The organism is Enterococcus canis NBRC 100695, assembly GCF_001544375.1.
GTDB classification, from domain to species: domain Bacteria; phylum Bacillota; class Bacilli; order Lactobacillales; family Enterococcaceae; genus Enterococcus_H; species Enterococcus_H canis.
Map to the genome: position 1 here is coordinate 151,908 of NZ_BCQJ01000006.1, position 14,583 is coordinate 166,490.

The window sequence follows — 14,583 nt, forward strand, 5'->3', positions numbered from 1 at the left end:
TTCGCTCCCTTTTTAGATTTCCAGTACCAGATCTTTTTTAGCCAGGATTACCGGCATTTGCTCCTCAGCCGCCGCTACCGCTTGCTGCCGTAGTTCTTCAAGATCGCCTTGTTGGGGCAGATGAGTCAAGACAAGTTTTTTGACGTTCGCTGCTTTGGCGATTTCGCCGGATTCTTTGGCGGTAAAATGAGCGTGATGATGCTCATTGCCAGCAAAAAGATACGTATCCGCTAAGAAAAGGTCGGCATCATGGGCAAAGTCGATAAAACTTTCCAAATAGCCAGAGTCACCAGTAAAGACAAATACTTTCCCGGTAGCGTTTTCTACAAAGCGCATCGCATAGCAGGGCACTGGGTGGATCGTCTTCATAAATGTAACAGTAAAAGGCCCAATTTTCAAATCTTCCGCCTCGAAATATGGTACAGCTTTCGAAACAGATGGAAAGTCCAATTCTGCATAGTGCTGCTCATCATCAGTATGGCCGTAAATCGGTAAAATCGGTAGCGGCGTTTGAGTCGGTACCAACTGACGATAATACTGTAACACGCCTAAATCAGCCGTATGATCATGGTGATAATGACTTAAAATCACGGCGTCCAACTCGATGGGGTCGAGATGGTCACACAACGTGACAAAGGTGGTACTGCCCGCATCCAATAATAATTTGAAGCCGTCTGATTCCAACAAATAAGAAGTGGTGCCTTCATGCTTATGAGGATAGGCTCCCCAATAACCTAATACTGTTAATTTCATTGTGATCATCCTTTCTAAAAAAAGACAAAAACCACAAGGATCTTTGTCTTTTACAAATTAAATGAGCGGGTCGCCCATCGTTTGACGTGCATCATCATACAAACTAGCTACTGCTACATTTTGATAAGGAACTACGAAAAAGATCCCAATTCCCAATGTTAGCATAGCTAAGAAATACCAGCCGATAAAGGACAGTTGTAACAATAGGTATTGAATAAAGCGGCCTTTAATCAAGCGCCAACCATAACGGAAGCCATCCCCTAGTTTCAGTTGCGGGAAGTCTAATTTAGCCCACACTACAAATTGGAAGTAGCCATCAAAAATCATCGTCACAATCAATAAAAGCACTGCCGCCACCGCTAAAAGAATGGCAAAGGTCACATCACCAATACTGATTGAGTTACTTAAGTTGTTGACGCCGTTACCAAAGACCATGGCGAAGTAAAAACCAGTACCCGCCGTAATCAAGAAAGGCAGATAAACCAATAAGCCAATCAAATAGCCTACCACTTGACGCGCCACATTGATTAGTAATAGCGGAAGATAATACTTGCCTTGGAAAGCGATAAACAACATCCCCGGCTCCGCTTTACCACCCCGCAGAACATAGAGGGCGATATAGTACATTGCCGCTGTAAAGGCGAAGGTCAAAAAGGTGGCAATCAAGAAATTCAAGATATTATCTTGGATACTGCCTTGGGGAAAGTCAGCCACAGATTCAAAAATACCCCCAATGATCCCCGTAATCAAAATACTTAAAAAGGTAATCCCGGCGTTACGTCCCCATTGATTTTCTAGTGCTTGCCGCGCGCGGGTGCGGTGTTCTTTGTTTGTCATAAGACTCTCCTTAATAGCTCCGTAGTTCCATGACTTTATCATGGTCCAAACGTTTAATCACTTCAGTCACTAAACGAACCGTGTTATGGTAATCGTCTTCGTGAATGACAGAAGTGTGGGAGTGCAGGTAGCGGGTTGGTACCGTAATCGCTAAAGAAGGCACCCCGTCACGAGTTAAATGCATCTTGCCGGCATCGGTTCCACCACCGGTAATGACCGTATATTGGAAAGGAATACTCAACTCTTCCGCCACACTTACTACAAAGTCTAATAATTTTTTATGTGGAATCATACTAGCATCGAAAATCAAGATTTGCGGTCCTTCACCTAATTTAGAGTCCGCTTCTTTTGGTGTCATACCTGGAGTGTCCCCTGCTGTCCCGGTGTCCAAAGCAAACGCAATATCAGGATTGACTAAGTGGCTGCTGGTTTGAGCGCCGCGCAAGCCAACTTCCTCTTGTACATCACTACCGGCAAATAAGACATTGGGATGACCATCCTTCGCCAAGTTTTCCAATACTTTCAAAGAAACTGCCGTTCCGATGCGGTTATCCCAAGCTTTAGCTAATAAGAATTTCGACCCATTTAGACGACGATATTCAATATACGGAGTGACCATATCACCTGGTTTGATCCCCCATTTTTTCACTTCATCGGCACTTGTTGCGCCAATATCAATAAACATTTCACTGACTTCATAAGGCTGTTTACGAGCTTCTGCTGATAAGACATGCGGTGGTTTTGAACCAATCACACCGTGAATCAGCTCGCCAGCTGCCGTCTTGATTTCGACTTGTTGGGCTAGCATGACTTGCCCCCACCAGCCTCCCAGCGTTTGAAACTTGATAAAGCCTTCAGGCGTGATCTGCGTCACCATAAAGCCAACTTCATCCATGTGCCCCGAGATAAAGATCTTGGGTCCGCCACCAGTGCCTACGTGTTTAGCAATGATACTCCCTAAGCCATCATAAAAAATATCATTGGCATAAGGCTCCGCATATTTCTTAAAGACGGCCCGCACCTCTTCCTCATTACCCGGAACGCCACGTGCGTCAGTTAGTTCTTTTAAGAATAATTCTTCTTGCTCCATTCCATTCCCTCCAAATCTCAATTCACTGTTGATTATAACAAACAACAAACCGAGAATGAAATAAAAGAAGGCGAAAATCTAGCAAAGCCGGTGGATCCTCGTAAAAAAGCAGAGGGGCACAGCTGCTGTTCAAAGCTGCTCCTCTCTGCGTGATGATTATGACAAAGCGTGTAGCCCTGCCCCAATAATTCCACCAGTATTGGGATACGGTGAAATACTTAAACTACTGATACTGTGCTCTTGAGCGGGCACAATCCACTCTGTCAATTTAGTTTTTAACAAAGGTAACAGGTCCGGATTCATCGTTAAGACACTACCACCAAAGACAATTTTTTGCGGATCCAATAAGGACACCACCATGTAGATTGCGCGGCTAACATCCCGGCTCCAAGCCGCCACTACTTCTCGAGCTTTCGGTTCACCTAAGCGGTAACGGCGAAAAATTTCTTCAGCTGTTACTGTCCCGTCGTTATAAGCTTCTTTACCTCGTTCAGCTAAAGCCGGCCCCGCCGCACTTTGTTCTACCGTATAAATTTGACCGTTTTCTTCCTTCAAAGGAATCAGACCCAACTCACCAGCAAAGCCATTGCCGCGAATAAATTCGCCCCCGCTCATAATAGCGCAGGACAAGCCCGTACTAACCGTCAAATAAACCAGAACTTCATCACCAGAAAGCCCCGCATAATTCCACTCAGCACGCGTTGCTTGATACACATCATTATCGATGGCGATGTTACCAATCGTGGGGAAAGCTTCCCGCAAACGTGCTACTAAGGGAAAGTTTTCCCACGCAACATTATTTTGAAAAACAGCGATACCGCGTGCCCGATCGACTAGACCTGGCACACCGACGCCTACTGCTACTTCTGAAGCTGACAACTGACTTTCTTGCAAGACTTGCTCAATCACACGACACACGACGGTGAACATGCCTTCCCGATCACTCGCTTTGGAAGGTAACCGCGTCACATGGGTAACGTTCCCCGCAGCGTCTACTAAGCCGCCGGCGACTTTGGTCCCGCCAATATCAATACCGATCGCATATTTCATGTCCCCATCTCCTACTGATATTTTCGATTATAGTTCCACAAGAGGCTCAACAAACCCACCAAGCCCACTAATTGGACTGCTAAGCCTGTGTAGCCGATATTCTTTTGACCATAGACAATGAATAAAAAACAAACAATAAAGACGATAACTTGCAGCCATCCCTTAGCTTTATTCATCATAGTCCCTCCATTCAATCGCGCCTGCCGCTAAAGTAACAGTATATGAATGATTTTCTGTGTAAATCACAGAGACTTGTTCTTGATCGGTATTATTGACGATAGCATATTGTCGTTTGGCTGGATAGGCATGGACTTCCACATCAGGATTTTCGGCATACCACTTATTCAGCTCAGCTTCCTTACCTGCTGCATAGAACAAAGCTCGTAAGAAGATTTGAGCATTTTCAGGTGAATAAGGCAGCCCACTGAAGTAAACGCCCCGTCCTTCATAAAAATCATGGGTTGCTAGCTGAACACTGCCATCTAAATAGCGCAGGATTTTAGTATCAGCTGATAAGGCGTAAATGTTCTTTTGCATTTCACCAAAATCAGCCGGTTGACTATGAGCCGTAATAAAATGCTCTGAAACTTCCTCTTTGAAATATTTATCCGTTGATAAGCTGAAGCCTAATTCTTTATCTACGCCTAAGACATTGGCTAATTGGAAGTAACGCCCATTAGCCAAGTAAGCTGTTGGTTCGCCAACGCCTACTAAGCCACCACCACTAGCGACCCATTCAGTCAACGTAGCAATCAATTTGGCATCTTGCCAATTTTTACCACCAGAGAAAGCTGTACCAGCATCCCCTACATTGACCAATACATCGATATCAGCAGGAACGCCATCACGAACATCATCAAAGTTCAAGAAAGCCACTTCAATCTTTTGACCGGATAACGATTCTAGTACACCTAAGTAACTATAAATTTGTTGATACCATAAAGCATGCGCCACCATATGCGTTTGCCAAGAGCGTAATTTGCCCCAAGCATTTAAAATCCCGACTTTTAGACCGGTATATGGTTTGACCTCATGGATACGGTCATATAGTTCCCGAAATTCTTCTGTCACTTCGCCGATATACGCTACAAACTCAGGGAATTGACTAGCTAAAGAGAGGTAGCCGCCGTAGCCAATACGGTCCACTGGTTTTCGCAGTAGTGCCCGCCGTGCTGTTAACCAGTTTTCTTTGGCTTCGATGGTTGGATCATTACCTTCGTAAAAGACATCTGGGAAGAAATATGGTAAAAAGCGTCCTTCAGTGTATTTCACATGAGGAATCTCTGAAATCATGCGCAAAGTAGTGCCGTTACCAACACTCCCAACGACAGCGTCGATCCCAATCTCATGAAAATGCGGTCCGTAAGGTTCGGTGCCAATCCAGTTATCCCCTAAAAACATCATGGCTTCACGGCCAGCTTCATGAACAATGGCAACTAATTTCTTCGCTTCTTTAGCGACAAAGCGTTGCACAAAATCAATGTAGTCCAAGTAGGCCTTAGAAGGAACACGGAAAGTCGAATTGTAGTAACCCTCATCCACAAAATCCTCAGCCCGTAATTGGTAGCCATATTCTTTGGCGAACTCCTTCAACGCTCTAACTGAAACAGTCGAGCCGTAACCAAACCAATCAACAAATTTTTCCTTGCGTTGATCGTTGAAGAATAACGTAAAATGATAGAAAAATGTTGTAAAGCGAATCACATCTGTATCTGGATTTTCTGCTAACCAATTGGTTAAAAAGCTGGACATAAAAGCTTGTGATTCTGGTTGACGAACATCAAACGGAATCTCATGGGGTTTGTCGCCCCAATCATTGGTGATATGGTTGTACATTTGGGTTGGATCCCACACCATACTTGCTAAAAAGGAAACGGTATATTCATGGTACGGATGCCATGCTTTTAGAGTAACTAAATGTTGCTCTTGATCCACTTCCCAATCTTCAGCAGGGACTAATTCACCGGTTGTCCGGTCATAGACTTCCCACCAAGCTTTTGGATCCTCCCGGTAGTTTGGTTGTAGTTGTTCGGCTAAATAGCCATTTAGGAACGGAATCACGACACCCTCTTTGGTGGCCGTCACACGTTCACTTAATAAAAAGGCTTGTTGGACTTCTTCTAGATGTTTTTCAGCAAAATCATTGTGGCCGCGTGCCACAAAATAAGTGGTATAAATTTTCGCACCGATTTGTTTCAGTTCATCATCTAACTTTGTCCCATCGCTGTCGCGAATCGCGTCAGCACCCCATAACGCCATCAAGCGTTTTGTTTCTTCTAAAAAATTGCTTTCGCTTGGAATGGTTACTCTTCCTTTTTCCATCTCCGTCTCTCCTATTCCTTATTCCCACCGACAGTCATGCCTTGGGTCAGTTGTTTTTGTACTAAGATATACAAGATCAAGGTCGGCAGCATAACGATCACCAAGCCGGCATAGAGCTGGCCATAGTTGGCAGCGGCTTTTTGCCCCGCCATTAAGTTGATCAAGCCTACCGGCAGCGTTTTATTTGGTCCAGGGATCAAGGTCAACGCGATGATGTATTCATTCCAGAAACTCAAGAAATTGAAGAGAATCACGGTAATGATACTTGGTTTTGCTAGAGGTGCCATGACTACCAATAAGGTTTTAAAGAACCCGGCACCATCAATATAAGCGGCCTCTTCATAAGAAGAAGACAATGTCCGGAAGTAGTTGGACAATAAATAGATTGTGAAAGGCAGTGCTGTCGCCGCATAAACGACCGCTAAGACAAAAAGATTATCAATAAAGAAGCCATGACCGATCATTTTACGCAATGCATTGTCGCCGTCCAATAACATCAAGAAGATTGGCACTACGATGTAGTTGGAGTTGATGAATAACCCCATCATGAACAACGTATTTAAAAGACCACGGCCTTTAAATTTGAAACGAGCCAACACGTATGCTGCCGGCAACGCCACTACAATTAGAATGACTAAAGCTAAAACCGTTACTTTAACAGAATTCCACATATAAAGCCCCATGTTGGCCTTTTGGAAAGCCTCCACAAAGTTTTGCAAGTAAAAGCCCTGTGGCAATGCCCATGGATCGCCGTAAAACTCTGAGTTTTGTTTGATCGATGCCAGAAAAACCCAAGCGATTGGTATAACAATTGAAATCGCCAATGTAATCAGGGCTACATAGACAAAGATTTTATATAGTTTTGTTGATTTTCCCATCTAGAGCCCCTCCTAAAATTCGTATACATCACGTTTCGTGATTTTGTTCAAGACAGCGGACAAGATGAAGGAGAAGGTGAAGACTACCACTCCAATCGCCATACCATAGCCGTATGACGAGTTCGTGTACGCTTGTTTATACATATAACTCAAGAATACTTCTGTTGAACCATCTGGCCCCCCGTTAGTCATTGCTTTCACTAATAGGAAACTCAAGTTGATGGTACTGATAACGAAAAAGGTCAAGGTCGTCCGGATCGTGCTCCAAGTCAACGGCAACGTAATGGTAAAGAATTGTTGCAATGGACCTGCACCCTCCAAGGCTGACGCTTCATACAAGCTTTCAGGAATCGAAGCCATGGACGCCATGTACATTACCATATAGTAGCCAATCGCTTGCCAAATCAAGGCCGCCCCAATGGAGTAGATAACGATTTTTTGATCTCCCAGCCACAGCTGTTGCAGATTCTCTAAACGTAAGGCCCCAAATAAGTTGTTCAACAACCCACTAGTTGGGTCATAAATGGCCGAGAAAATGGCGGCAATAACCACGATAGATAAAATATTAGGAATATAGAAAATAATTCGGAAAAGATTCATGCCTTTGAATTTTTCACGCGTCAGAATCGAGGCGAAAATAAGTGCCAGAGCCAACGTAAAGACTGTTACAATCACGATTAATAAAATCGTATTTTGGAATGAGCGGAAAAATGCCATATCTTTGATCAATGTTTTAAAGTTATCCAGCCCTACAAACGTTTTTTCAGCAGAATAGCCGCCCCATTTGAACATGGACATAAAGAAAACATTGATGGTTGGGTAAACCATGAAGATCAGCACCAATAATGTCGCCGGTAGCAGACACAAGGTGATGAACAGCTTCTTTTGTCTTTTTTCATTCATAAGAATCACCTTTTTTAGTATTATTTATAAACAACAGTTCTTTTACTATTTATAACTTTCGCTTAATTATTAGGAAAGGCTGTCACAAATCGCTTTGTCACAGCCTTTTCTATTGTCTGCTTATGGATTATTGATTGTCTGCTGCTTCGCGGATTTTATCAGCCGCTTCCACAACGCTGTCTTGCCATTCTTTGACTGTCTTGTCGCCTGATACAACGCTGTCTACTGCGCTGAATAACGTATCGCGCATGTTGACGCCTTCAACTGTTACAGTATTTTCAAGACCGCCCATTACCGCTTTAGCACCATTGTCATAGATGCTGTAGAACAATTTGTTGTCGCCATCCAATTTGTCTGACATTCCTTGGATTGGTTGGATTGCACCAGCATCTTTGAAGATGTCTGCCGCTTTATCAGAGTACATATAAGAGATGAATTTCTTACCTTCTTCTTTGTTAGCAGCGCCTGTTGGCATCCACATTTGTTCAAAGAATGTGTAAGAGTAGCTGTCGCCGCCTGATTCAAAGGCAGGTAAAGCTGTCATACCCCATTGGAAACCATCCGCACGAGGTGCATCTTTCATTTCTCCCGGTACCCAAGTACCATTTGGCATGAAGATCGCTTTATCATCTAAGATCAATTGTTGGTTCTTCGTAAAGTCATTGTCATTGGCATTAGCAACTGTAGTTGGTGCAGTGAATTTCGCTAATTTACCAACTGTATCAAAGGCTTCTGTGGCTTCTTTAGAAGACCAAGCACCTTTTTGATACGTCATAGCGTTGTTAAAGAATTCAGGACCACCCGTTACAGAAAGCAAGCTGTACATGAAGGAGTCTAAGTAACCCGCTGTTGGATAAGTGAAGAGTGCGATACCTTCTTTTTGAGCTTTTTCACCTAAAGCCCACATTTCATCCCAAGTCTTAGGAACTTCCCAACCTTTTGATTTCAACAAGTTGGCATCATAGAATAAACCAGTTGGTGAGTAGAACATTGGTGCCATGTAGGTTTTGCCATCGTTGTAAGGGTTAGTTGCTAAAGTATCGATAAACCCTGGTACTAATTTTTCTTTAACCGTTTTGTCTTCGCCAGGTACGGTCATATCAAAGACATCAGTCAAATCTTCTAAGTTTTTATCTTTGATGAAAGTTTCAGTCAACCCAGCTTCACGACCAGTCGCAAGCAAGATAACATCTGGATAATTACCGGCTTTCATATTTGGACTGATCACGTCTTCTAACTTCTTGTCGACAGTCAATTCAACTTCTACGCCAGGATTGTCAGCTTCATAAGCTTCTTTGATTTTCGACCACATGTCTGCGCCATAAGCCGATTCCAATGCTGCCACTTTCAATACTTTTTTATCACCGTCTGCATTACCACCGCCACTACTGTCTGTGCTGCTGCCTCCGCCGCCACAACCTGCTAGTAATAGTCCCGATAACCCTAAAGCTAATGTAATCCCCAATGCTTTTTTCATGTCGGAATTCCTCCTTTTCTTTATGCTTTTATTATAGCCTCTTTGTAAGCGATTTAATTTTAAGATATTGGTTGTTTTTTTAGAAATATTTATTGATTTCGCTTACATAAAAATATACTAAAACTCATCCAGTGATACTTTGCCGTTTCCGGTACTGATTAGGAGAACAGCCCATATCCTTTTTAAAGGCTTGATTAAAGTAAGATTGGGAGGCAAAGCCAGCGATTTCAGCAATCTGACCGATGGAATAATCGGTACTAATCAGCAGCTCACGAGCATTCTCCAAGCGTTTTTGAATCATATAATTCATTGGCGTCTCGGCAAAATTTTCTTTAAAAATGTGAATCATATAGTACTTATCTAAATGTAGTCGTTTTGACAAAATATCTAAGGTCAAGTTTTCTTTATAATGTTGGTCGATAAAATCTTTAATAATCGCACTGTCCTTAGAAATATTTTTATTTTCAATCTCAATTAAACTAAAATCATTGCTCCGTAACACTTTCACGAGGACCACTTCAGCTAAACGCTGCAGAACAGCACTATAACCTTGGGCCTTTTCGTTAATCTCCCCAATAATCAATTTCAATAGCGGCACCATTTCCTCCAGAACATCGCGAAAGATATAGTGGCTCTCTTCCCTATTTTGCTTAATAAAGCGGATATTACTGACGCCAATCACAATGTACCACAAGGGAAATTCTCCTGAAGATTTCTCCGTGTGGCGCACATAGGGATTTACCACCACAATATCATGGGCCTTAATCGCTTGTTCTTTCCCATCCACAATGAAACTGCCCTTGCCGCTTAAAACATACATCACCTCGGTAAAATAGTGTGTATGGAGCGTACTATGCCAGTCTTCCTCCGTAAACTTTGACTGGTGAACATAGATCAGCTCTGCTTGCTGTAATAACTCATCAATTTCCTTCCCCATAATCATCCTCCTTAATGCGATTGTAAACGTTCTCGTCACAAGCGTCAAAAAAAGAAGGAAGTCCTGCTCCCTTCTTTTTAAATCAACCCAGTATTTTTCAAAAATCAGCGAAGATCTTGTGGTTTTTGATTATCCCACTCTGGGCCAAAAAATTTCTTATCTATTTGATAATGCGGTTTTTCAAACGGCGTTGTTAAGAACGGCGCAATTTTTTGATCTGCTGCTAACCAGCCACGCCAGCCTAAATGAATCGTATCCGCCATGAAATAGCTTGTTTCAGCTTGGTCGGTAAAATCAGCAACGTGTTGAAAACCTTGTGAATTCAATTGATATCTGACCTTTTTCGCATATTCCCGCAGCATTTCTTGCGAAAGGCCGGTGTAATCTGACCAGTGTTTGTTGACTGGCGGAATAATGAACAGGGCGTCAGCATCAGCTTTAGCCAGCTGTGATAAAACTAATTGGAAATCAGAGAACTCCGGTGAAAAACGGTAGTCCCAATTGACTTGTGAGTCTTTCATCTTATCGATATTTTTGGCTAAGCGTGTCGAATAAAAGGGATTAGCAATCTCGAAAGGATTATTTGAGGTCGATTTTTCGCCAATTTGCGTCGCTAGTCCGTCTAACTCGTTAACATCATAAGTCCCTGGCAATTCTTTCGCCGCTTTATCAATTTCCCCTTGCTTACTCAATAGTCCGATTTTGCTAAACAACTCATCTTCTCGTGAAAGAGCGTTGCGTTTCAATTTCATGATCTGTTGGTCCATCTCATTGGGCAACTCACCTTGGTCCAATTTTTTCAAAACCCGCATCAAAAAGTCATCGCCTTGAATCTTTTTGAAACGTTGTAACCGTTCCGCTAAGTAACGGTCGCTTGGCTGGATTTTTTGCACACCTTGCAGCCAATCAAGGACCTGCAGTTCGGAATAATAGGCATCGAAATAATCCTCTTTGACCCCTTCTGGTACAAACCACTGTGGTGATAGGATAAAGACCACTTTTTTGTGGTGTAAGTCTTGCCCCATGGATTGCATCATAAAGAATTGCGACAATGATTGTGTGCCAGGTGCTCCTAGTAAGAAAGGCCGATAAGAACGGTCATATTTCTCTGCTAAAACAGACGGGTGAAAAGGACTGATACGGCTCAATTCCGAAGAACCAAAGAAAGGCACATATTTTTTCTCAGCGATGGCATTATTCTTGACTGCATCGCCCCGCAACACATTTCCCGCCATGGAGGTCGAGGCATCCGCCAAGACCTTATCCCCATCTAAATTCAACTTGATGGGAGCAAAGAAAAAGATGGCTAACAGGAGCACACTGGCAACTAGCGGACCAAAGATCGCCCAAAGCTGTTGACGCCGTGTCATGCTGCGATTTCCTTTACTTTAGCGATGATTTTATTTGGTGTGCTCCATTCATCTCGTTCAAATTCTGAAACTGGCACTTGAACACCTAGACGGCTTTCAATTTCCACTAACAATTGGACCGTTGCTAACGAGTCCATCAAACCTTCATCAAATAAAGCAACATCTGGATTGCTGCGTACTTCGTCGGTACCGGTGATATCTTCTAAAATACTAAAAATTGTTTCTTCTACGTTCATGATTCTTCATCCTTTCGTAATTAACGTTGCAACCAAGTATCAATAAATCCTGAGAAAATCAGGAAGCTAAAACATACTGCGTGGAAGGTCAAGAAGACCGATAACGCATGAGTCAAACGATTGCTTGGCAAGTTTTTATGTTTCTTTTTGAAACGAATCCAAGCATCCGTCAAACAAATCAAAGCGGCGTGATAAAAACCATATAATAAGTAGTACCACGTTAAGCCGTGCCAAACGCCCATGATCATAAATAAGGCAAAGTAGCCTACATTGGACATGACGATTCGGCTTTTAAACACTTTATTTTTCATCATGGCAAACATCAAGCGCATGTAAATGTAATCCCGGAACCAGAAGGACAAGGTCATGTGCCAACGATTCCAGAATTCTTTGATATTCCAAGAAAGAAATGGCTTATTAAAGTTGATTGGCGTATCATAGCCCATCAAGTAACTAGTACCTACTGCAAACAAGCTATAACCGGCGAAATCAAAGAACAAATACATACTGTAAACATACATATAACCTAACATCGGCAAGGAGAAAAAGTTCTGATGCAGCGCCATCTTAGCCACGATTGGCAGCATTACCTGACCGAAGTAGTAACCGATAATAAACTTATACAAGAACCCTAAAAAGATATTATTTAAGCCCTTTTGTAAAAAGCTTAGATATTGTTCCGGTGCTGGCGGATTTTCCACATCTTTTTCAAAGCGACGATAGCGGTCAATAGGACCGGAAGAAATCGTCGGGAAGAACAAAAGAAATTGGATGTAGCGCCAAATGGAGTACGTTTTAATACTGCCATCCCGCATTTCCATAATCATCTGCACGGACTTAAAGGTCAAGTACGAGATGCCCAAGAAACCGAAGAAGGAGCTAGTACCAGGTTCAACAAACGGTACGATTTTCACTAGCGCTAGCGGAATAATTGCTAGTAAAACAGCTAGGTAGAAAACCCATTTATTATTTTGCTTCTGGCGATAATGAAAATAGCCCCAGACCAAGACCGTTTGCCAAATGACATAGACAATCAAAGCTAACCCTTGACGCCAACTTTCGCCGCCAAAACTGATATACAAGAAAAATAAAGTAATCAGCACTTGGTACCAAGCCCAGCGTTTCCCATGCAAGAGGGTCACAATCATAGGTAACAGTGCAATCCCCAGGACAATAAAGTAAAAAGGTGAAGCGTAGGGAATCATATGCATCAGCTGTTCACCTCATTGATCAAGCCTTTACGGTCGATTTTCCCGTTGGCGGTCAGCGGCAAGCGCTCAACATAGACAAAGCGTTGAGGAATCATGTAGTCCATCACGGTTTTGCCTAGTTCCTCTTTGATCGCTTTTGTTAAGGCAAAGTCCTTTTCAAATGGATTGTCCGCTGCTACGACATAGGCCACCAATTGTTGGACTTTATGATTTTGGTATTTCGGTACGACCATTGCCTGACGTACATACGTCACTTCATTTAGATGGTGATCGATATCTTCTAGCTCAATCCGGTAGCCATGCAGTTTCACTTGAAAATCTAGCCGTCCGTCATATAACAACAGCCCTTTCTCCAAGCGACCAGCATCTCCCGTGCGGTAAGCAGCTTGTCCTTCATAGGTAAAGAAGGCGGCCGCCGTTTTTTCAGGATTATGCATGTATCCTTTGGAAACACTAGGTCCGGCGATAATGATCTCACCTACTTCGCCATCTGGTAAAGCCGTGCCATTTTCATCTAAAATCACGATGCGTGTGTCTTCTTTACGATACCCAATCGGCACCCGATCATAGGTTGCTAACAACGCCGGCGTCAATTCCACTCCTGAGACAGCTACGGTCGCCTCGGTTGGTCCGTATGTATTGAAAATATGGGCGCTAGGAAAACGTTCTTGCAATTTTAAGGCCGTGGCTTTGGGCATTTCTTCCCCGCAGAATAAAAAGTAGCGTAAGTTCTTGGCATGTACTTCGTCAAAGGTTGGTTCCATCAAACAGATATCCATGAAGGAAGGTGTTGAAACCCAGACCTCCACATCCATTTGTGGGAGTGTCGCAAATAATTGCTTGAAATCATTGATGATCTTTTTCGGTAGCGGCGTTAACGAACCACCCGAAGTCAGCGCTGGATAGGTATCCATTACTGAAAGATCAAAAGAGTAAGGGGCTTGACTTAAGAAACGTAAGCCTGCTGTCAAACCAAAATCATTCAATTCCCAGTTAAGGAAACTCAAAAGGTTGTTGTGACTGATTTGAACGCCTTTTGGTACCCCGGTTGTCCCAGAGGTAAAGATGATATAAAAGGTATCATCCGCCAAAACTGGTGCTGTAAGACTTGGTGTCGTGCCAGCCGCAAAAATTTCGGCTGTGTTTTCAATTAAATCGGCGGTGGTTGCAATCGCAGGCCATGGTTCAATCGCAATGATGGCTGCCGGTTGCGCCACTTCTAGAATCATTTCGATTCGTTCTTGTGGTGTATTTGCTTCAATCGGAATATAAGCATGGCCCGCCTTAACGGATCCTAAGAAGGCTGCCAACATTTCAATTTCCAAATCGCCATAAATGACGATGGGACGATGGTCCGCATAGTGTTGCTCTAGATAAGCCGCCAAACTGTCTGAGGCTTGTTTTAATTCGCCATACGTGAACTGGCGCTCGGTTTCCCAAAAACAAATGCGATCAGGTTCTGAAATTCCCCATTGGTCGATCGCTTCATATACATTATCGATTTTCATAACGTGGCCCT

General features: G+C 43.1%; 14 protein-coding genes. All 14 read right to left on the minus strand.

Going from position 1 to position 14,583, the window contains the following annotated elements; translation table 11 throughout:
- Positions 1-12: 12 nt before the first annotated feature.
- Positions 13-753, minus strand: a complete 741-nt coding sequence (locus tag ECA01S_RS09995; RefSeq protein WP_067394789.1) for an MBL fold metallo-hydrolase — start codon at positions 751-753, stop codon at positions 13-15.
- Between the two features lie 57 nt (positions 754-810).
- The gene (locus tag ECA01S_RS10000; RefSeq protein ID WP_067394792.1) at positions 811-1,590 is read right to left on the minus strand and encodes a DUF975 family protein; all 780 of its coding nucleotides are present in this window, start codon (positions 1,588-1,590) and stop codon (positions 811-813) included.
- A gap of 10 nt (positions 1,591-1,600) precedes the next feature.
- The gene (locus ECA01S_RS10005) at positions 1,601-2,680 is read right to left on the minus strand and encodes a M42 family metallopeptidase (protein ID WP_067394795.1); all 1,080 of its coding nucleotides are present in this window, start codon (positions 2,678-2,680) and stop codon (positions 1,601-1,603) included.
- A 156-nt stretch (positions 2,681-2,836) separates the two neighbouring features.
- Positions 2,837-3,730 carry an ROK family protein gene (locus ECA01S_RS10010; RefSeq protein ID WP_067394798.1) on the minus strand — a complete coding sequence of 298 codons (894 nt, stop codon included), beginning with the start codon at positions 3,728-3,730 and terminating at the stop codon, positions 2,837-2,839.
- Between the two features lie 11 nt (positions 3,731-3,741).
- On the minus strand, positions 3,742-3,906 hold the full coding sequence (locus ECA01S_RS14385) for a DUF6903 family protein (protein WP_169792778.1): 165 nt from the start codon (positions 3,904-3,906) through the stop codon (positions 3,742-3,744).
- Positions 3,899-6,052, minus strand: coding sequence for a 1,3-beta-galactosyl-N-acetylhexosamine phosphorylase (gene gnpA, locus ECA01S_RS10015; protein WP_067394801.1), 2,154 nt, complete (start codon positions 6,050-6,052; stop codon positions 3,899-3,901). Before gnpA ends, ECA01S_RS14385 begins: the two co-directional genes overlap by 8 nt.
- Positions 6,053-6,063: 11 nt before the next feature.
- Complete coding sequence (locus tag ECA01S_RS10020) at positions 6,064-6,930, minus strand: carbohydrate ABC transporter permease (protein ID WP_067394804.1); 867 nt, start codon at positions 6,928-6,930, stop codon at positions 6,064-6,066.
- 12 nt (positions 6,931-6,942) lie between these two features.
- Positions 6,943-7,833: a carbohydrate ABC transporter permease gene (locus tag ECA01S_RS10025; RefSeq protein ID WP_067394807.1), complete on the minus strand. Its 891-nt coding sequence runs from the start codon at positions 7,831-7,833 to the stop codon at positions 6,943-6,945.
- A 127-nt stretch (positions 7,834-7,960) separates the two neighbouring features.
- Positions 7,961-9,310 carry a carbohydrate ABC transporter substrate-binding protein gene (locus ECA01S_RS10030; protein WP_067394815.1) on the minus strand — a complete coding sequence of 450 codons (1,350 nt, stop codon included), beginning with the start codon at positions 9,308-9,310 and terminating at the stop codon, positions 7,961-7,963.
- 124 nt (positions 9,311-9,434) lie between these two features.
- Positions 9,435-10,247 carry a helix-turn-helix domain-containing protein gene (locus tag ECA01S_RS10035; protein WP_067394818.1) on the minus strand — a complete coding sequence of 271 codons (813 nt, stop codon included), beginning with the start codon at positions 10,245-10,247 and terminating at the stop codon, positions 9,435-9,437.
- A 104-nt stretch (positions 10,248-10,351) separates the two neighbouring features.
- Complete coding sequence (dltD, locus tag ECA01S_RS10040; protein ID WP_067394820.1) at positions 10,352-11,617, minus strand: D-alanyl-lipoteichoic acid biosynthesis protein DltD; 1,266 nt, start codon at positions 11,615-11,617, stop codon at positions 10,352-10,354.
- A complete protein-coding gene (dltC, locus tag ECA01S_RS10045) occupies positions 11,614-11,853 on the minus strand; it encodes a D-alanine--poly(phosphoribitol) ligase subunit DltC (protein WP_067394823.1) in 240 nt (79 codons plus the stop codon). Before dltC ends, dltD begins: the two co-directional genes overlap by 4 nt.
- A 20-nt stretch (positions 11,854-11,873) precedes the next feature.
- A complete protein-coding gene (dltB, locus tag ECA01S_RS10050; protein ID WP_067394826.1) occupies positions 11,874-13,064 on the minus strand; it encodes a D-alanyl-lipoteichoic acid biosynthesis protein DltB in 1,191 nt (396 codons plus the stop codon).
- The gene (gene dltA, locus ECA01S_RS10055; protein WP_067394829.1) at positions 13,064-14,572 is read right to left on the minus strand and encodes a D-alanine--poly(phosphoribitol) ligase subunit DltA; all 1,509 of its coding nucleotides are present in this window, start codon (positions 14,570-14,572) and stop codon (positions 13,064-13,066) included. Before dltA ends, dltB begins: the two co-directional genes overlap by 1 nt.
- Positions 14,573-14,583 lie beyond the last annotated feature (11 nt).